An 18377-nucleotide genomic window follows, 5' to 3' on the forward strand; every position below is an offset into this window, starting at 1 on the left:
TTCTTTGAAAAAAAGGTAATGTCATAATCTATTCTACCGAAACGTTTCTTACGGTAGAACCACTCTATTATTATGATTAACAGAAATTTTCCCACTACAACAGCACCGCGCCATACACAAGTGCCCCCACAATCACATAAGCAGGGTGAACCTTCCATTTTTCAAGTAACAAGAGACTCAATACAACCAAAATAATCGTATGAATCACTCCAGCATCAATATATGACTCATCAAAAAAACGATAGGCCATGGCACCTAGAAGAACAGCGATGGTCGGTCTGATGTAGTTTGTCATTCGTTTGACCTTTGGAGAGTGCTTAAACTTTGTGAGAATACTTAATAGACCAATCATAAGCAATAGTGAGGGAGCGACAGTTGCGAAGACTGCAACTACTGCGCCCAAGATTCCAGCCTGCTGAAAGCCGATATAGCCGGCCATTTTCGTTGCTATCGGACCAGGCAGGGCATTCCCAATTGCGATGACTTCACTAAATTCATGAACGGAAAGCCAATGGTAGCGATGGACCACCTCATTTTCCACAAGGGGAATGGAAGCTGGACCACCACCGTATCCTAGAATTCCCGGAATAAAAAACGCAATAAATAATTGAACGTAGATCATTCTTTTTTCACCTCCGGTTTGTCTTTCTTTAACAACGCAATTGCGAGTAACACACCAACTACAATTCCAGGATGTACGTTAAGCACCTCTAACAGGAGCCAACTTGCCACACCTAGTACGATTGCCCTTCCCCAGCCTAATCCGTTTTTGGCATGATTGAAAAACTCCCATGTCAACGAAGCAAGCATAACACCGACCACAGCTAATACTGCTATTGTCATACCCCGCACCCATTCAAGGTCTTTATAAGCAGAGAGCGATGTTAAAAGGAGAATCATTAAGATTATGGTCGGGAGTATGGTTGCAACTATCGCATTAATCATGCCGAGCCAACCACCTACTCGGTAGCCAATATAGCCTGCCATCTTTGTCGCGATTGGTCCGGGGAGAGTATTTCCAAGCGCGAGAATATCTCCAAAGTCGTCATCCTCTAGCCATTTGTACCGTTCAACTGCTTCCTTATGTACAAGTGGAATCGAGGACGGTCCGCCGCCATAGCCTAGTATTCCGACCTTAAAGAATGCATAAAAAATATGTAATTGCTTCATGCTTGATTCCCTTTCTTTACTTATTGCACTTTTGCACTCATAATTGCGCCGTAGTTCGCATTAATTGCACCCTCGCACTCTTTATTGCGCCGTCACCAACAGTAATTGCACCGTCACAATTTATCTCACCACAATCGCAATCTGCACAAACGAAAAAGGAAGCCATTATTGGCTTCCTCTTATTGTTTTCTATTCTGTTTCAACTATTCCCCAAGTACCTCAATCATCACTTTAATTGATTCCGTTAGGTCTGCTTGAGACCAGCTTGGAATCCCATTCTTATTCAGAGCTAGCTCGTGTGAGGCCGGAATATGAATAAATCCGGCAATCATCGGGAGCTGCTCTTGCTCAATTTTATGAAGAACCGAATACATGACATTGTTGCAAAGATAGGTACCTGCTGTATTCGAAATCGTGGCTGGGTATCCTTTTTCAACTGATGCATTTACAAATGTTCGAATCGGAAGCGTTGAAAAGTAACCAGCTGGTCCCGTTACTTCAATCGGGGAATCTTGTAGCTTTACCCCATTATTATCTGCTGCACCGTCCCGGCAATTGATCGCGATTCGTTCTGGTGTTACCTTACTTCTTCCTGCTGCCAGTCCTAACGATATCACTACATCTGGCTTTATCACATCGACATTTTCGATACATTGTTTTGCTGATTCCGAAAAATCAACGGGAAGAATTTTTCCGATAATTTCATACCCACCGATTGTTTGTCCCTGTAATACCTTCACAATTTCTTCGGTTGGATTAATCGGATTATCTAAAAATGGGACAAATCCTGTTAACAATAGCTTTTTCATGCCTTCCACCTCTTTTTTATGCTAGAAAAATTGCTCCATATCCTAGTGCTCCAAGTATTACGTAGGCCGGGTGAACCTTTAATTTTTCCAATAGAATAAAGCTAACAACAATCAGAATAAGTGTCTGAACTATTCCTGTATCTACGTAAGAAGTTGAAAAGAAGCTAATTGTCATAATTCCAAGTAATACGGCAATTGCCGGACGCACATAACTGGACATACGCTTAACCTTTGGTGAATCCTTATGTTTGTATAAAAATCCAAGCAGGACAATCATTAATATTAGAGATGGTGCCACAGTTGCAAAAATCCCTACAAGTGCACCAGGTATTCCCGCGATATCGTATCCAATGTAGCCCGCCATTTTTGTTGCAATCGGTCCAGGCAATGAATTCCCTACAGCAAGTACCTCACTGAATTCAGATACGGTTAACCAGCCGTACCGGTCCACGACCTCATTTTCAACAAGTGGAATCGATGCCGGTCCTCCACCATAGCCAACAATACCTGGTATAAAAAAGGCTAAAAAGATTTGCCAATAAATCACATGCCAACGCCCCTTTCAACCGGTTGCTCAACTTCTGGTTTTTTATCCTTTTTTGCAAGGGCAGCAACCAACAAGACTGCAATTATTATTCCTGGATGAATCCCTACAAACTCAATGAGCACAAAGCTTACGACAATAATCACAATCGCAAACTTCCACCCCAATGAGTCCTTCGATTTTTTGAAGAAATCCCAAGTTAAACTCGCAAGCATCACACCTACTACAGGGATAACAGCCTTTGTCATCCCTTGTACCCATGGCTGATCTTTGAGGGAAGATAAAAAGGTTAATAAGACGATCATTAGCAGAATGGTCGGTACGATTGTGGCCAATACCGCATTTATCATCCCCACTATTCCTGCAACACGATAGCCAATATAGCCTGCCATTTTCGTCGCGATTGGCCCTGGTAATGTATTTCCGAGTGCCAGCACATCTGAAAATTCATCGTCATTCATCCATTTGTATTTTTCAACGACCTCTTTATGAACGAGTGGGATGGAGGACGGGCCGCCGCCGTACCCTAACATCCCCACTCGGAAAAAAGCCAAAAACAATTGAAGCTGTTTCATTCTATCAACTCATTTCCTTATGATTACCATGATGCAATACTACCGTCTGTTCGTGCCTCAGTGCCTCCTGAAAGAACGCCTGTCTTTGAATTTCTCCAAATGATTTGTCCTCTACCGAAGCTGCCACCATCTAGAGCCACCTGAATTTGATGTCCGCGTCGAGCAAGTGCTTGTGCGATATGGGTTGGGAAGGTTGGTTCTACTAGCACTTTCTTCCCTTCCATCCATTGCCATCTTGGCGAGTCAAGCGCAGCCTGTGGGTTCAAATGAAAATCAATGGTATTCATGATTACCTGTGCATGACCTTGTGGCTGCATGTATCCACCCATTACTCCGAATGGACCAACCGCTTCCCCGTCCTTTGTTAAAAATCCTGGAATAATCGTATGGTACGTTTTCTTACCTGGCTCTAACGCATTTTCATGAGTTGGATCTAATGAGAAATCATGACCACGGTTTTGCATGGCAATCCCTGTTCCCGGAATGACAATTCCTGAACCGAAGCCCATGTAGTTACTTTGAATATAGGAAATCATATTTCCTTCAGAATCAGCCGCCGCTAAATAGACCGTACCTCCACTTGGTGGCGTACCTGGTTCTGGTGTTAGTGCTTCGTCACCAATTAAGCTTCTTCTCTGAGCTGCAAATTTTTCAGATAAAAGCTGTTCTGCATTCACAGACATTTTTTCTGGATCTGTTACATATTTCTTTCCATCCGCAAATGCTAGTTTCATAGCTTCAATTTGCTTATGATACGTGTCTACTGATTCTTTTTCCGTAATGTCAAACCCATTTAGCATATTTAGTGCCATTAATGCAACGATTCCTTGACCGTTTGGTGGTATCTCCCACACATCATACCCACGGTAGTTCACTGAAATCGGCTGGACCCACTCGGGTTGAAAGTCTGCTAGATCCTCTTTGGAGAGGAATCCGCCATGCTCCTTGAAATAGGAATCTATTTTTTCTGCTAGCTCGCCTTTATAAAAGCTTTCCGCATTTGTTTCTGCAATGGAGCGAAGTGTATCCGCGTGACCTTGAGACTTCCACACTTCACCAATTTCCGGTGCACGCCCTTCTGGAGCAAACGTATCAAACCAGCTCTGAAACTCTGGAGCTGTAAAGATTTCTTTGTATTTTTTATAAGCACCTTTCCAATACTTTGCGAGTACAGGTGATAGTGGATATCCTTCTTCCGCATATTGAATCGCTGGTTTTAACACCTCTGTTAATGGAAGCTTTCCAAAGCGTCGTGATAGCTCTGCCCATGCGGAAGGTACACCTGGCACCGTAACCGGAAGCATACCAAACGTCGGAATTTCTTTTTCATGACCTTTTGCTTTTACAGCATCAATCGATATCCCTTTTGGTGCCGGACCACTCGCATTTAAGCCATGTAGCTCACCCTTTACCCAGACAAGCGCAAAGGCATCCCCGCCGATCCCGTTTGAAGTAGGCTCCACAACTGTTAGACAAGCCGCCGTCGCAATGGCTGCATCAATCGCATTTCCACCCTTTTTTAGGATGTCCAACCCGGCTTGTGCCGCCAGTGGCTGTGAGGTTGCAACCATGCCATTTTTCGCGAACGTTGCCATCCGCTGGGATGCATACGGATAATTCATATAATCGATATTCATTTTATATTTCCTCCTTCTATGTACTTTGAACAATTGTTAGTTGTTTTTCAAAAATTAATTAACAAACGGAATGAATGTATATAATCATGATTATAAATGAAATGTAGAATATATTCTATATTTTTAATAAAATGAGGATGAAAAAGGATTTTAACAATTCGATGGCTTGTACGAATTTTTGATGTGAGTTTTCACTGTCGATGGTAAAATAAAGATAGGAAGTATACCGGTGAAAAGTGGTGATTCAATGAAAATTGATGATATTGATAAAAAAATACTTGAACTTTTAACGATAAACGGAAGAATGTCTTATGTGGATATCGGAAAAGAACTGGGCCTTTCACGAGTTTCCATTCGGGAACGCGTCAATCAACTTATGGAAAAAGGAGTGATTGAAAAGTTCTCGGTTGTGATTAACTCAGAAAAAGTAGGAAAAGGGGTCTCTGCCTTTTTCGAAGTAGACTGTGAGCCGTCCTCCCTTGTACGTGTTGCAGAAACACTCGCAAATAACCCAAGTGTAGCAAGCTGCTACCAAATGACTGGACCAAGTACTCTACACATGCACGTGCTAGTTGACGATTTTGCCAAGCTTGAAAAATTTATCAATGAAGAGCTTTATAGCCTTGAAGGAATCACGAGGGTAGAAAGCCATATCTTATTGAGGAGATTTAAGAGTCGGACAGGGTTGAAGTTATAATAATGAAAATGGTGTCAAGGCGAATGTACCTGACACCATTTTCTTTGTATTAATATCTAAAGTTTGTTCCTGCTAAGTCTGTTTGACCTTTGTATGTTGCGTACACATAGACGTTATAGTAGTAGCCTTTAGGTAGTTTAAATCCATCCGAGAGAGTTCCGTCCCAATCAAAATACTGATAGCCAGCTGGAACATTTTCATACACGGCAATGTCACCTAGATATCCAACAGGCTGACCATCTGCATTTGAGAGATACACAAAGAATTCGGCCTGCTCCGCTCCACCTGGGAAGAAGCCTCCAACTTGTGTTAAGTTCCCATTGTCATCAAAGGAAACCATTGCAGCTTCTGCACGTGGATAATCTGGTTCTTTCACAAATAAAATCGTTGGAACATCAAGGGTTTGTTCGCCATCACTGATTGTGATCGTTCCTTCATAATATCCAGGTTGGAGCTTTCCTGCATCCACTTGAACATTTAAGTTTACCTTTTGTGATTTACCAGCATTTACTTTAAGGTTGTTACTTGTTGAAACCTTAATACCCGCAGGGTTGTCCTTGAATGATACATCAAAGCTATAGGTCTTTCTTTCATTTGATAGATTGTTGATTGTAAAATGCTGCTTTTCAACTTGCTTCCCTTTGTCCTTATAAAATACGCCATACGAATGACTACCAGGAGTTGCTAATGTATTTGTGTTAATTGCATCAAGTGGACGGATACTTCCCGCACCTTGTGTATTGTGTGGATAGACATTTCCACTAGGATCTTTTAGTTCTACCGCAGTGTTCATTAGTGCTGCTTTAACTTCCTCAACACCCCATTCAGGATGTGCTTGTAGTAGTAATGCCGCAGCGCCTGCTACATGTGGAGATGCCATACTTGTCCCTTGCTTCGCACCATATCCGCCTGGAATTGTACTTGTAATATTTACACCAGGAGCAGAAACATCCGGCTTAATCATCCATGTCGAGGTAACTGGACCACGAGATGAGAAGTCTGCAATTGATTCGCCTACTCTGTGTGAGAATTCAATAGTAAAATCAACTGTACTGTTTCCTTTTTCAAGTTCGGCTAATAACTTACCGCCATCTTCCTGAGAAACTTTAATTGTTGGAACAGCCATCCCTTGCACATCTGGTTGTTCACCTGTAGTGTTGTTATAAATAATCGCACCAACTGCTCCTGCAGCCTTTGCAGCTAAGGCTTTATCAACAAATGCGATTCCAGCACCTCGGCTAATTAATGCAATCTTTCCAGTTAGATCTTTCCCTTCAAAATCAGCTGGAGCACCAAATCCAACATGAACAAATTCATATTCACCGTCGTTTAATGAAAGCATTTCCTCATCTGAAGGAAATCCTTGAACCTTTGCGGATGGATATGCTGCACCCTCAGAAGTAGATACTGAAGCATTATATACATTATACGCAAGCTGTGTTGCCCCTACAGAAATGGCATCACGTGATGTACCTGGTGATCCTACTGTCCAATTAGCTGGGCCAGCATTTCCATTAGAAGTTACAGCTACTACGCCTTCTGCCATGGCCCAATCAAGTGCAATACTTGTCGCATAGTCTGGATCGTTTAACGAGTTACCTAGTGATAGGTTCATAACATCAGCACCATCTTGAACTGCCTTCTCAATTCCAGCAATTACATTTTCAGAAGTACCACTACCACCTGGGCCTAATACACGGTAAGCAAGAAGAGTCGCCTCTGGAGCTACCCCTTTAATTGTACCGTTTGCTGCTACTGTACCAGAAACGTGCGTACCGTGGTCTGTTTTCGCACCACGCGGATCGCCTACTGGTGTTTCCTGTGGGTCGTTGTCATTGTCAACGAAGTCCCAGCCTTTGTATTCGCCAAAGGCATGTGCTAAATCAGGGTGAGTATAATCTGCACCAGTATCAATTACCGCGACTGTCACACCTTCACCTGTAAAACCAGCTTCCCATGCGTCATCCGCTCCAATGAATGGTGCACTTGATGCCATCTGTGGACTAAATACTTCTGGTGAAATCACTTCTCCTGATTCCTCTGTAATCGTATATTCCACATCTGGATATACAGCTTTAACCCCAGGTACCGCAAGAAGCGCAGGGATTTCGTTTGCTTTTAATTCTACAGAGAACCCAGAGAATACATAGTCGTACTCCGTGCTCACTTTACTAGATTTTGCTGCTTGTTTTACAGCCTCCTTAACTTTGTTCCGTTCTTTTGCTAGATTTGCCTTTGTTTGAGATTTTCCGTTGTGTTTTGCTTCTACAATTGATTCTTCTGTTAATTCCACAATCACTGTAGTAGCTTTTGAGGATGATAGGTTGATGTTTCCATACAGCTCTGCTAATTCTTTAGGAGCAGAGGATGTTGCGTTGTTTGATTCTGCAAATGCTCCCATTCCGAATGAAGAAAATACTAATAAAAATACGAATGAAACCAGTACTGATTTAAACGTTCTTTTTTTACCCATGACTTTGCTTCCTCTCCCTATACAAAACATTCTTATTGAGTTAGCCCTTCTTTCTCTATTAAATAGTCCCCTCTCTTTCATAAATTTTTACAGGCCTTCTCAATACTAGAAAGATTCCACCTCCCACGGTATTTGTCCTTGAGTCGTTTTGCTCATTATTCAGAAAATTAAATTAATACTTTGTGATTACATTTTAAATAAAAGTAAGGAGAGTGCTAGTCTAAGAAAACTATAAACGCAAAATTCGACGTATCACCTTCTATAAATGTAGGTCAAAACACACAAATAGATAGTGCTTCATTGAAGATAGGATACAAAAATAGCCAGGGAACAAGTCCTCTGGCCGTTTAAGTTTATGCTGCTCTTTCCTTCCTCGCAAAAAGATAGATTGCACTAGCAACTAATACGAGAATCAGTAATAGTGTGGTTGATAGGGACAGAACAAATTGTTTGTCTGGGCTGCCAGTTAAAAGCAACTGACTCGCATGTGTGGAAAGTCTAGCAGGACTCCACATCATCCATTTTGAAAATAGAGAGGTGATGGCGGACAGTCCAATTGCAACGAGGAGCGAAGCAAAGGCTACAAAGATGCCGCTTGTAAAAAGAGAGCTTAGCAATAAGGTGACCGTTACAAGAAATACAAGCCATGTTCCGTATACCAAGAAACCTTTCATAACCTCCCCGAACGCCATATCCCCTATTAAAATTCCTGTATAATACCAGGATGCAAGGAGTCCAAGAAAAAACGAGACTAGCGTCATCAACACGATGCTAACCCATTTACTTGTTAGATAGTTTGTAAAAGAAACAGGTTTTACAAGAATGATGTCTGATACTCCACTGTTCTTCTCTGCCGCAACAATACCCATGAATGCCAACACTAACACGAGTACACCTATCTGGCTGTATTGTCCTAGAGTTTGAACAAGCACCTCTTGTGCAGATGGTACGGGTATGTCAAACACAGCTCCCTCTGGTAGTTCACCCGCTGCTTTTAAAATTTCAGGTAAGTAGTATGATGTTAGCGGCTGCATGATTCCTAGTAAAATAAAGACAAGAGGTATCCAAAGAATTTTAAAATTTCTCGTCATTTCGATCCATTCTTTTTTGAACAAGATTGACCACTGACTCATGACTTCACCACCTTCATGAATACATCCTCGAGAGACGATTGACCAATTGTAAAGGATGTAACCGGGATATTTTTATTCAGTAAATCTTGTAATATAGCAGCTCTTGCTTGCTGAAGATGTTCTACTACGATAGTTGCAGTTGTACGCTCAGTTGTCACTTCAAGGATACCTTCTACGCTCGATAATCCTTGTGACCAAGTTGATAAATCTGTTTCAGATTTAATGGTAATCACATCATGCTGATGTTTCTTCCGTAAGCCCTCAAGTGAATCATGTAGGGCTAACTCACCTTTTCGAATAATGACAATGTCATCACAAACTTCTTCTGCATCGTGCAGTACATGTGTGGAAAATAGAATGGTAGTTTTCTTTTTCAATTCCCTCATCATATCAATGACTTCACGACGTCCAACAGGATCCAGAGCAGAAACTGGCTCATCCAACATCACTAATTTCGGTTCATGAATCATAGCCTGAGCGATCCCTAATCGTTGTTTCATTCCACCTGAAAAGCCACCAATTTTCTTTTTCTTTGCATCCGCTAGCCCAACTAGATCAAGGAGCTCATCAGCTCTTTGCTGTGATTCCTTTTTCGATAAATGGGCAAGCTGTCCCACATACACTAAGAACTCATTCGCCGTCATCCAGTTATAAAATACTGGGTGCTGTGGCAGGTACCCAATATACGGACGTAAATCGCTATTCTTTATACCATCAAACTCAATTTTCCCTGCGGTAGGATGAAGCAGACCTGCTAACATACGCAATGTCGTTGTTTTTCCCGCTCCGTTAGGTCCAAGCAAGGCCGTACAACTGCCTTTTTTAATATCGAACGACAAATCATGAACAGCAGTTTCCTTCCCAAACCGTTTCTCCAGATTCTCGATCGAAACAAGTGATTCTACCATCTATCTCTTCCTTCCGATTACAAAATAAAGGACTGGACCCAGTATGCTAATAAATAGGATGACAACCGCCCATAACGCCTTTGGTCCATTTGTTTCTTCACTTCTAAAAAGATCAACTAAAGCCGTCACCATTAAGATCAACTGAATCACGATGATTGGCGCAGCAAGTGCCCAATTAATATCTGTCATGTTGCATCACGTCCCCTTCTCAAGTTATTTCCGTAGATAATACGTTTGGGGTATGAAAAAAGTTCAGTATGAATTTTTATTTTTTAAAAGGAAAAAAACAGCAACCATATTAGCTGCTGTTCCCCCAGTTATTCCACTACTTCAATGATTTCCGTATGTATCTTCATAAAATAAGATTCTAGTACAAGCTCTAACTTGTTTTCTAGTTTATAGTATGCTTGATCTGCCTTTTCAATAACCTCATAGTATGGTTCTTCATCGATTTCCCCATTTTCCAAGGCAACAAATGCTTTCCACATCTCCTCGCCATACTGCTGTAAGATTGCGGAATAGTCTTGTGCACCGATCTTTTCAAAGATGTCACTTAACTGATTAACATAAGTAGCCATCCCAACTTCCTGAATATATTCACTCCACCAATTTAATAAAGCTTCATGCCCACCACTTTCAAGCTCTGCATGATATTGAAAGACAAGAAAAGCATCATTTAGCAATTTATTTTCCGATGGGAAGTCAAAGTCACATATTGTGTGGATGACCGCATTCCAAATATCAGCTGGGGTATTTAGCTCACTTTTTTTCATCTTCGGTTTCATCGCGATTTTCCTCTACTTTTTTAAACCATTATATATAAAAAAAACCGATTACTCTATTGGTTTTTGAGTAATCGGTTGGGATTATTTAATTAGCTTTAGTTGCCACCACAGTGATTAGACTACTGTTTCTCCAAGCTTATGCTTTTGCCATTCCGATTGAAGCATCAGTTGAGTTTGCATTTTCCTCATCTTTTGATCCTTCATCGTCAGCAGGAGCGTCTTCTTCATCGCTAGGTTTTTTACTATCTTCTGGTTTCTCTTCTTCTGCTGGTTGCTTTTCTTCGTCAGCTGGTTGCTTCTCTTCTTCTTTTACAGCTTCCTTGTCTTCTGTTCCTTTTTCAAGTGAAGTCACAGATTGACCAAAATGAGCAAGTGGATTTACAGCTACGCCGTTGTTACGGATTTCAAAGTGTACATGAATCGCAGCTTCCTGGTCAAACATGTTTTCACCAGCCATACCAAGGACATCGCCTTGTTCCACTACGTCACCTTTTGCCACTTTAAGATCTGCAAGGGATTGATACATTGTAACAACACCATCAGCATGCTCAATTTCAACTACATTTCCGTGCAATGGATCTTTTTCTGCACGATTGACTGTTCCAGCTAGTGATGCAACAACTTCAAATGTTTCGCCATTCTTAGCAACGATGTCAATTCCTTTATTAGGAGTATACGTATTATTATAGAATACAAGAGCAGCTTCTTGCTTTTCTGCTGATGCGTCTACATCGTAGAACTCTCTAAATACTTGAATTGCCTCTTCGTCAATGACTGGCATTTTGAAGTTCTCAGCCGCTGAGTTTACCGGTACGCTTGGATCATCGCCTGTAGCAGTTCCTGGTTGATTTTCACCATATTTCAAATCTTCCTCTGCCACATCACTGTTCCCTTGGAACCATAAAACCGCGGTTATAATGAGTGCTGCACTTACTAAATAGATTGCTGGGAATACCCAACGCTTTCTGAAAAAACGCTGTACACTTGATTTTTGAGAAGTACGTTTCTTTTCTTCCTCTCTCATGTTTATCACCTCAGCAACCATTCTGAACACATTCGCGGAATTATATACATTTTCAAAAAATTTTTTTCGATTATTTTTCGACAAAGGTTTAAAAATTATTCATAGAGTTGAAATTTTTTTACCAAAGTGACATTTTTTGTGTATCTGAAATTGAAGAAAACTAGCTCACACAAGGGCTTATTTGGTTTTAGTCTTCGATTGATGGTAAAGAGCTTATCATAGCAACTACACCCCTGTTTTGCTCTTCATACGCCTGATGAAGGGCTTGTCTCTGTAGACGAGAAGAGAATGTATAAAATTTTGTGTAAATGGTCATAATTTTCTAATAATTATTAACAGGAGATGATCATTCATGCAAAATTTTAAAGACATTACAATTAGGGAATTAGCTAGTCAATGCGAAACGGTAGACGATATCCATGTCATGATAAGGGACCTTTTTAAGGAAACTCTTCAACAGGTTTTCGAAGCTGAAATCGAGGACCATCTAGGCTATTCTAAACATGACCCTAGAGGGAATAATTCCGGAAATAGCCGAAATGGATATAGTAAAAAAACGATCAAAAGTAAGTTTGGTGAGACCGAATTAAGTGTACCAAGAGACCGTAAAGGTGAATATGAGCCTCAAATTATTAAGAAATATGAAACATCCATCAATGGCCTTGAAGACCAGATTATTGCACTATATTCTAAAGGAATGTCTACCAGAGACATCGAGAGCCACATGAGGGATATATATGGGGTGAACGTCTCTCCGAGTCTTGTAAGTAAAGTGACTGATAAAATATTGCCTGCTGTTTATGAATGGCAATCTCGTCTACTAGACCCTGTGTATCCAATTGTGTTTTTAGATGCAATCCACTTTAAAGTAAAACATGAAAATAGAATTGTTAGTAAAGCTGCATATACAGTTTTAGGTATTAATTCGGAAGGAATAAAGGACATTCTTGGTATCTGGATAGGTGAGAATGAGAGTGCTAGTTTTTGGCTGAATGTCTGTCAGGAACTCAAAAGCCGTGGTGTCGAAGACATCTTAATTGCCTGTAAAGATGGACTTTCTGGCTTCTCCGAGGCAATTAAGGCCACATTTCCTAATACCGATATTCAATCATGTGTGATCCACCAATTGCGCAATAATATGAAGTTTATACCTACTAAAAATCGTAAGGAAGTAATGGATGATTTAAAGAATGTATACAAAGCCTTTACACTTGAACAGGCTGAAGTAGCTTTTGAAGAATTAAAGAATAAGTGGGAAACCAAATATCCAATGATAATTAAATCATGGGAAAAGAATTGGCTTGAACTAACAGCCTACTTCTCTTACCCAGTAGAAATTAGAAAATTGATATATACAACTAATACGATTGAGGCCTTCCATAGACAGCTAAGAAAGGTGACAAAAACCAAAAATGCGTATCCTAGTGATAATGCTTTAAGAAAGATTGTTTACCTCGCTACAGTAGGAGTAACAGAGAAATGGACTACTCCCGTTCCTGGATGGTTAGAATGTAGTCAACAGTTCGATATTATGTTTAACGGTCGGCTAGGAAAGTAACATCTCAATTGTATAGTTACGTATTAGGGCTACGCCCTAAGGGTTTATCGCTTTTGTTCTCCCAAAAGGAGAAAAAAGATGGGGAAAACCCCATCTCCTTTTGTGCAGAACCCTATTAGGTGCTCGGGTTGCTCCCCAGCATTGCCCTATCCCCCTAATAGGTAAGAACATATAGTTTTAGTATAGTCAAAATATAGTAACAAAATCATTTACACAAAATATTTTACGTAACCGACGAGAACTACTTTTGCTCTTCATACGCCCGATGAAGAGCTTTTCTCTGCATCCATGATCCGATTTTGCTCTTCATACCCCCGATGAAGGGCTTTTCTCTACATCCATGATCCGATTTTGCTCTTCATACCCCCGATGAAGGGCTTTTCTCTACATCCATGATCCGATTTTGCTCTTCATACCCCCGATGAAGAGCTTTTCACTGCATCCATGATCCGGTTTTGCTCTTCATAACCTCCATGAATACCTTTTCTCAGTGCTAAAATACGTTCTGTCCCTCGTCCATGAATGAACTCATCGCTAAAGTAATCTCCCTCATTCCTTTTAATGAATGCTATACTATGTTAGTACATTTTTAAAAGGAGAGTCACAGCATGAAAGCAATTTTACGATTTCTACTATTACTTGCACCATTTGCATATATGATATTTATTTGGATATTATCGAGCCTTCCTTCTGATGCAATTGTCAATACGCCTTATTCATGGGATCGGGCCTTCAAGGAATCGTTACATCTGATTGAATTTGGGATCTTATATGGATTTTGGGTGTTGTTTTTCTTAGTCCGCGGAAAGCTCACGTTACAAACAAACCTGTTGGCCGCAATTATTACCATCGCATACGGATTTGTCGATGAAACACACCAGTACTTTGTTCCGTATCGTTCCGCAACTGTCATTGACCTTGTTAAAGATACCATTGGCGTTCTCGTTTTATTTTTCATTGTAAAAGCCAGTTATTTTGGAGAAAAACTTCCGCGTTTCAAAAAACTGTTGCAATGGGTTGAAGGGCTAGGTAACCAAAAATAAAAATAGGTAAAAACAAATGAACCTTTTCACCTGTTCTCTTGTATAAGCTAGTAAAAGGATGAAAAGGGGTAGATGATATGGCTTTAGGTTGGTTAATCAGTACGATAGTAGCCGCGATTCTTGGAACAATATTTGCTATATTAATTGGCACCATGAATAAAAAGGTCGTCCGCGACAGCAAGGGAGATATTGATTTTAGTAAATCAGATTTATATTTTCACTGGACGAGATGGGATTATACAATAATCCTAGCCGCTGTTTATACATTTTTATGTATCACAGGTTTGATGATCTTCTTACTTCGTGGTGATACGATTGAAAGTCCATGGATCCAATTCTTTATCCATCAAACATTTGTGTTTTCGTTGCTCACCTTTATTTGGTTTATTACTAGAATTGCATTTGTATTCAAAGGTATTAAAAAGCGGTGGTCGGATGAATGTAAATAGAGATGCAGCAATGGAGATTAAAGAAGGACACGAAAAGTATACAATAGAAGACTTGTTTCGTACGTACAAAGACCCTATCTATCATTTTATTTATCGGTATTGCCAAGATGAACAGCTTAGCATTGATACTGTACAGGATACATTTGTGAGATACCATAAATATCAAGACAGGTATGACAGTGACAAATCTAGCATGAAGACGTATCTATTTCGAATGGCCTATCAAATTATGATAAATCGGTTAAATAGACAACGTACATTGAAACGAATACTTCCGTTTTTATATCAACCGCATCCGCAACAGGAACTATTACTAGACGATAAACTCACCATCCAAGCAGCCCTGCAGCAACTTCCTGATCAACATCGTGCGGTGCTTTTATTAACCTATTATCACGATTTAACACAAAAAGAGATATCAACTATTTTAGAAATCCCTGTAGGGACAGTAAAATCGCGACTACATGCTTCACTAAAAAAAATGAAGAATTTATTGGAGGGGATTGAATGAGTAAAAAGGAGTTTCCACCTGAGCTTCAAAGTAAGTTAGACGAATTCCATGTTGATGTTCCGGATATTCCAGTTCATTGCAGCAAACTTGACCGAATCGCGAACTGGATTTATGCCCCATCAAAGGATCCACTGGAACTTTTCCATGTCAAGGAATCCTCTATCACAAAACTTATCCTATACCCATTCATCTTCTTACTCGTTTTGTTCTTCATACCTAGTTTCTTTATTTAATCAAAAAAAGATGCACCGCGTGATTTACGGTGCATCTTCTTTCTATTTTTTCACTGTTAATTTATTTAAGAAACTCTCTGCTGATGAAACTTCAACACCTTGGTAATAGTGAGTCACAATTTCCTTATAATTTTTGCCTTCCTTCGCCATTCCGTCTGCACCATATTGACTCATACCAACACCATGACCATACCCCTTGGTTTGAATGACGATGTGGTCACCTTTCCGTTCCCACGTGAAATCACTTGAACGAAGCCCTAATGCTTCTCGAACCTCACGACCAGTAAATGTCTTTCCACCTACCTCAACAGTTGCCACACGATTGGAATCAGTACGAGCTGTGACCTTCCCAATATCATTCCCAACTTTGACTCCGAGTTTTTGTTCAAAGTCAGCTACAGTCATTTCAATACGGGTGAGGTACTTTTCTGTGTTTACATCCCATGGACTTGGAACACTTTTTAAATAAGGATACGCATTCTTATAATAATCTTGAGAGTTTTCGGTATACCCATTACTCGTCGAGAAAAATTGTGCATCTATCGGCGCTCCATCATAGGTTAAAATTTGACCTTGCGTCGCATTAACAGCATCTGTAATTTTTTTAATTTTCCAACTGTAGTCGCCTTTCCACTCTGACTTCAACTCTTCCATATCTTTATATACCTGATGGTTAATTGTATCTGAAACATCTGCTCCTTTAGGAACACCTATTTTTTGATCACTTAACATGTGTCTTACAACATACGTCCTAGCTGCCAACGCTTGTGCTTTTAATGCTTCCATTTCAAACTTTGCTGGCATCTCCATCGCTAACACACCTACCACATATTCTTCAAGTGGTACATTTTCAATTGTTTGTGCATTTACGCGGTGGACTGCTACCTCAACCGTCGGACCTGATGCAATTTGAGGCGGTTCTGGATTTGATTGCCGTTCTTCAGCCAGCTTACTCGACTCCTTACCAGAGAACGGTATGACTAGCATTGTTGGAATTAATAAGATCAAGATAAATAGGGCAGAAACTAGTACAATGATTGGTTTAATTTGTTTCATGAATGCAAGCCTCCACTTAAAAATTAATTATATATACAATATCTATGGTAGTGGACAAGCATTTATGACTTTACGAAAAAAATAATTATATTCTAGCACCTACCACATATAGTATAATTTTTCTAGTAAGAAAGACTTATATTTTAATCAAAGGGGAACCGAGAAAGATGAGCAAACACTTGATAAGTAGGATTTGTCTTGCACTTGCTTTGTTGGTAACAGTTTACAATTTTTTTATTACAGAGAACCCAGACTCTCGTGCGACAGGCGTGATATTTTTATTTCTCATCATCGCAAATATACTACTTATACTAAAAAAGGATTCATAATGCATAAAATTAAAAAAGCTAGAGATATTACCTTATATGGGTAATGTCCCTAGCTTTTTTGCGGTTAAATCAAATGTGCTACTGAATAAACTTAAAAGTTTACATTTACCTCTTCTACTATGTTTTCAGTAGTGACTTCGGCAATGCGTTCAATATCCGCACCCAATCCAGCAAGCTTTTGGTGGAAGCCTACATAACCACGGTCTAAGTGCTTTAATTCAGTTACACGAGTGTAACCTTCTGCAACCAATCCAGAAAGGATAAGTGCAGCTGCGGCACGAAGATCAGTTGCTGCGACTTCAGCTCCTTGAAGCTGTGATTCACCATTGATAATAACAGAACGACCTTCTATCTTGATATCACCATTCATGCGACGGAATTCTTCAACGTGCATGAAACGATTTTCAAATACAGTTTCCGTAATCATACTTGTGCCTTTTGCACGTAGTAATAATGCCATCATTTGCGATTGCATGTCTGTTGGGAAACCAGGATGAGGCATTGTTTTAATATCAACTGCCTTTAATTTTTCAGGTCCGATTACTCGAAGACCATCCTGTTCCTCAATAATGGTAACACCCATTTCTTCCATTTTCGCAATAAGTGAGCTTAGGTGTTCTGGTACCGCACCTTGAACAAGTACATTACCGCCTGTAATGGCAGCTGCCACCATAAACGTGCCTGCTTCAATACGATCAGGAATAATATTGTGAGTTGCACCGTGTAATTCTTTTACACCTTCAATACGAATAGTTCCAGTTCCTGCTCCTCTAACCTTTGCTCCCATTGCATTAAGGAAGTTAGCTAAATCAACAATCTCTGGTTCCTTCGCACAGTTCTCAATTGTAGTAATTCCATCTGCCAATGTAGCAGCCATCATGATATTTTCAGTAGCCCCTACACTTGGGAAATCCATATATACCTTTGCACCGCGAAGTCTGCCTTCGACTTCAGCATCAATAAATCCATTTCCAACCTTTACAACTGCTCCCATTGCCTCGAAACCTTTTAAATGCTGATCAATTGGTCTTGATCCAATCGCACAGCCACCAGGAAGAGCAACTCTTGCATGGCCGTTGCGAGCAAGCAATGATCCCATAACGAGGACAGATGCGCGCATTTTTCGAACATATTCAAAAGGTGCTTCCGTTTTTAGCTCTCTTGATGCATCGACAACGATTTGATTGTTAGCAAATGTAACCTCTGCGTTTAAAAAGCGCAATACCTCATTAATCGTATACACATCTGAGAGCGTGGGTACTTCATTTATAACACTTTTTCCATTACTTGCTAATAAGGATGCAGCGATAACTGGCAAAACGGCGTTTTTTGCGCCTTCTACTTTAACTGTGCCGTTTAGCTTACGACCGCCGCGGACGATGATTTTTTCCAAGGTATTCCCCTCCGCGTCCCATTTTCTATATATTCATATTCATACATGAC

General features: G+C 40.3%; 20 protein-coding genes. 6 read left to right on the forward strand and 14 right to left on the reverse strand.

The window, feature by feature from the left end; genetic code table 11:
* Window positions 1-94: 94 nt before the first annotated feature.
* From ACWNMY_RS09720 to ggt, 6 genes are all read right to left on the reverse strand, one after another.
* The gene (locus ACWNMY_RS09720; RefSeq protein WP_449538024.1) at window positions 95-622 is read right to left on the reverse strand and encodes a chromate transporter; all 528 of its coding nucleotides are present in this window, start codon (window positions 620-622) and stop codon (window positions 95-97) included.
* Window positions 619-1170: a chromate transporter gene (locus tag ACWNMY_RS09725; RefSeq protein WP_449538025.1), complete on the reverse strand. Its 552-nt coding sequence runs from the start codon at window positions 1168-1170 to the stop codon at window positions 619-621. The genes ACWNMY_RS09720 and ACWNMY_RS09725 overlap by 4 nt, the downstream gene beginning before the upstream one ends.
* A 203-nt stretch (window positions 1171-1373) precedes the next feature.
* Window positions 1374-1979 carry a pyroglutamyl-peptidase I gene (pcp, locus tag ACWNMY_RS09730; protein WP_449538026.1) on the reverse strand — a complete coding sequence of 202 codons (606 nt, stop codon included), beginning with the start codon at window positions 1977-1979 and terminating at the stop codon, window positions 1374-1376.
* Window positions 1980-1995: 16 nt separating this feature from the next.
* Window positions 1996-2526 (reverse strand): chromate transporter, encoded by a 531-nt coding sequence (locus ACWNMY_RS09735; protein WP_449538027.1) that lies wholly within the window; start codon window positions 2524-2526, stop codon window positions 1996-1998.
* Window positions 2523-3098 carry a chromate transporter gene (locus tag ACWNMY_RS09740; protein WP_449538028.1) on the reverse strand — a complete coding sequence of 192 codons (576 nt, stop codon included), beginning with the start codon at window positions 3096-3098 and terminating at the stop codon, window positions 2523-2525. The genes ACWNMY_RS09735 and ACWNMY_RS09740 overlap by 4 nt, the downstream gene beginning before the upstream one ends.
* A gap of 23 nt (window positions 3099-3121) precedes the next feature.
* A complete protein-coding gene (ggt, locus tag ACWNMY_RS09745) occupies window positions 3122-4735 on the reverse strand; it encodes a gamma-glutamyltransferase (protein ID WP_449538029.1) in 1614 nt (537 codons plus the stop codon).
* Window positions 4736-4982: 247 nt separating this feature from the next.
* On the opposite strand from ggt, the gene ACWNMY_RS09750 reads away from it, so the two are divergent.
* Window positions 4983-5432: an Lrp/AsnC family transcriptional regulator gene (locus ACWNMY_RS09750; RefSeq protein ID WP_449538433.1), complete on the forward strand. Its 450-nt coding sequence runs from the start codon at window positions 4983-4985 to the stop codon at window positions 5430-5432.
* 49 nt (window positions 5433-5481) lie between these two features.
* Here the strand turns inward: ACWNMY_RS09750 and ACWNMY_RS09755 are convergent, their stop codons facing one another.
* From ACWNMY_RS09755 to ACWNMY_RS09780, 6 genes are all read right to left on the reverse strand, one after another.
* Window positions 5482-7905 carry a S8 family serine peptidase gene (locus ACWNMY_RS09755; protein WP_449538030.1) on the reverse strand — a complete coding sequence of 808 codons (2424 nt, stop codon included), beginning with the start codon at window positions 7903-7905 and terminating at the stop codon, window positions 5482-5484.
* A 353-nt stretch (window positions 7906-8258) separates the two neighbouring features.
* A complete protein-coding gene (locus ACWNMY_RS09760) occupies window positions 8259-9038 on the reverse strand; it encodes an ABC transporter permease (RefSeq protein ID WP_449538031.1) in 780 nt (259 codons plus the stop codon).
* Entirely contained in the window at window positions 9035-9946 is a 912-nt protein-coding gene (locus ACWNMY_RS09765) for an ABC transporter ATP-binding protein (protein ID WP_449538032.1), read from the reverse strand. Before ACWNMY_RS09765 ends, ACWNMY_RS09760 begins: the two co-directional genes overlap by 4 nt.
* Window positions 9947-10135: a PLD nuclease N-terminal domain-containing protein gene (locus ACWNMY_RS09770; RefSeq protein WP_449538033.1), complete on the reverse strand. Its 189-nt coding sequence runs from the start codon at window positions 10133-10135 to the stop codon at window positions 9947-9949.
* Window positions 10136-10263: 128 nt separating this feature from the next.
* Window positions 10264-10731, reverse strand: coding sequence for a DMP19 family protein (locus tag ACWNMY_RS09775; protein ID WP_449538034.1), 468 nt, complete (start codon window positions 10729-10731; stop codon window positions 10264-10266).
* A 136-nt stretch (window positions 10732-10867) separates the two neighbouring features.
* Window positions 10868-11755: a peptidoglycan DD-metalloendopeptidase family protein gene (locus ACWNMY_RS09780; protein ID WP_449538035.1), complete on the reverse strand. Its 888-nt coding sequence runs from the start codon at window positions 11753-11755 to the stop codon at window positions 10868-10870.
* Window positions 11756-12107: 352 nt separating this feature from the next.
* On the opposite strand from ACWNMY_RS09780, the gene ACWNMY_RS09785 reads away from it, so the two are divergent.
* From ACWNMY_RS09785 to ACWNMY_RS09805, 5 genes are all read left to right on the forward strand, one after another.
* A complete protein-coding gene (locus tag ACWNMY_RS09785; RefSeq protein ID WP_449538036.1) occupies window positions 12108-13313 on the forward strand; it encodes an IS256 family transposase in 1206 nt (401 codons plus the stop codon).
* Between the two features lie 608 nt (window positions 13314-13921).
* Complete coding sequence (locus ACWNMY_RS09790; RefSeq protein ID WP_449538037.1) at window positions 13922-14356, forward strand: VanZ family protein; 435 nt, start codon at window positions 13922-13924, stop codon at window positions 14354-14356.
* A gap of 77 nt (window positions 14357-14433) precedes the next feature.
* Window positions 14434-14805, forward strand: a complete 372-nt coding sequence (locus tag ACWNMY_RS09795; RefSeq protein WP_449538038.1) for a hypothetical protein — start codon at window positions 14434-14436, stop codon at window positions 14803-14805.
* Window positions 14792-15316 carry an RNA polymerase sigma factor gene (locus ACWNMY_RS09800; RefSeq protein WP_449538039.1) on the forward strand — a complete coding sequence of 175 codons (525 nt, stop codon included), beginning with the start codon at window positions 14792-14794 and terminating at the stop codon, window positions 15314-15316. Before ACWNMY_RS09795 ends, ACWNMY_RS09800 begins: the two co-directional genes overlap by 14 nt.
* Window positions 15313-15549, forward strand: a complete 237-nt coding sequence (locus tag ACWNMY_RS09805; protein ID WP_449538040.1) for a hypothetical protein — start codon at window positions 15313-15315, stop codon at window positions 15547-15549. The genes ACWNMY_RS09800 and ACWNMY_RS09805 overlap by 4 nt, the downstream gene beginning before the upstream one ends.
* Window positions 15550-15591: 42 nt before the next feature.
* On the opposite strand, the gene spoIID is transcribed toward ACWNMY_RS09805, so the two are convergent.
* Together spoIID and murA are read right to left on the reverse strand one after the other, a co-directional pair.
* Complete coding sequence (spoIID, locus tag ACWNMY_RS09810; RefSeq protein ID WP_449538041.1) at window positions 15592-16605, reverse strand: stage II sporulation protein D; 1014 nt, start codon at window positions 16603-16605, stop codon at window positions 15592-15594.
* A 420-nt stretch (window positions 16606-17025) separates the two neighbouring features.
* A complete protein-coding gene (gene murA / locus ACWNMY_RS09815) occupies window positions 17026-18327 on the reverse strand; it encodes a UDP-N-acetylglucosamine 1-carboxyvinyltransferase (protein WP_449538042.1) in 1302 nt (433 codons plus the stop codon).
* Window positions 18328-18377 lie beyond the last annotated feature (50 nt).

This window comes from Ferdinandcohnia sp. Marseille-Q9671, from assembly GCF_976954385.1.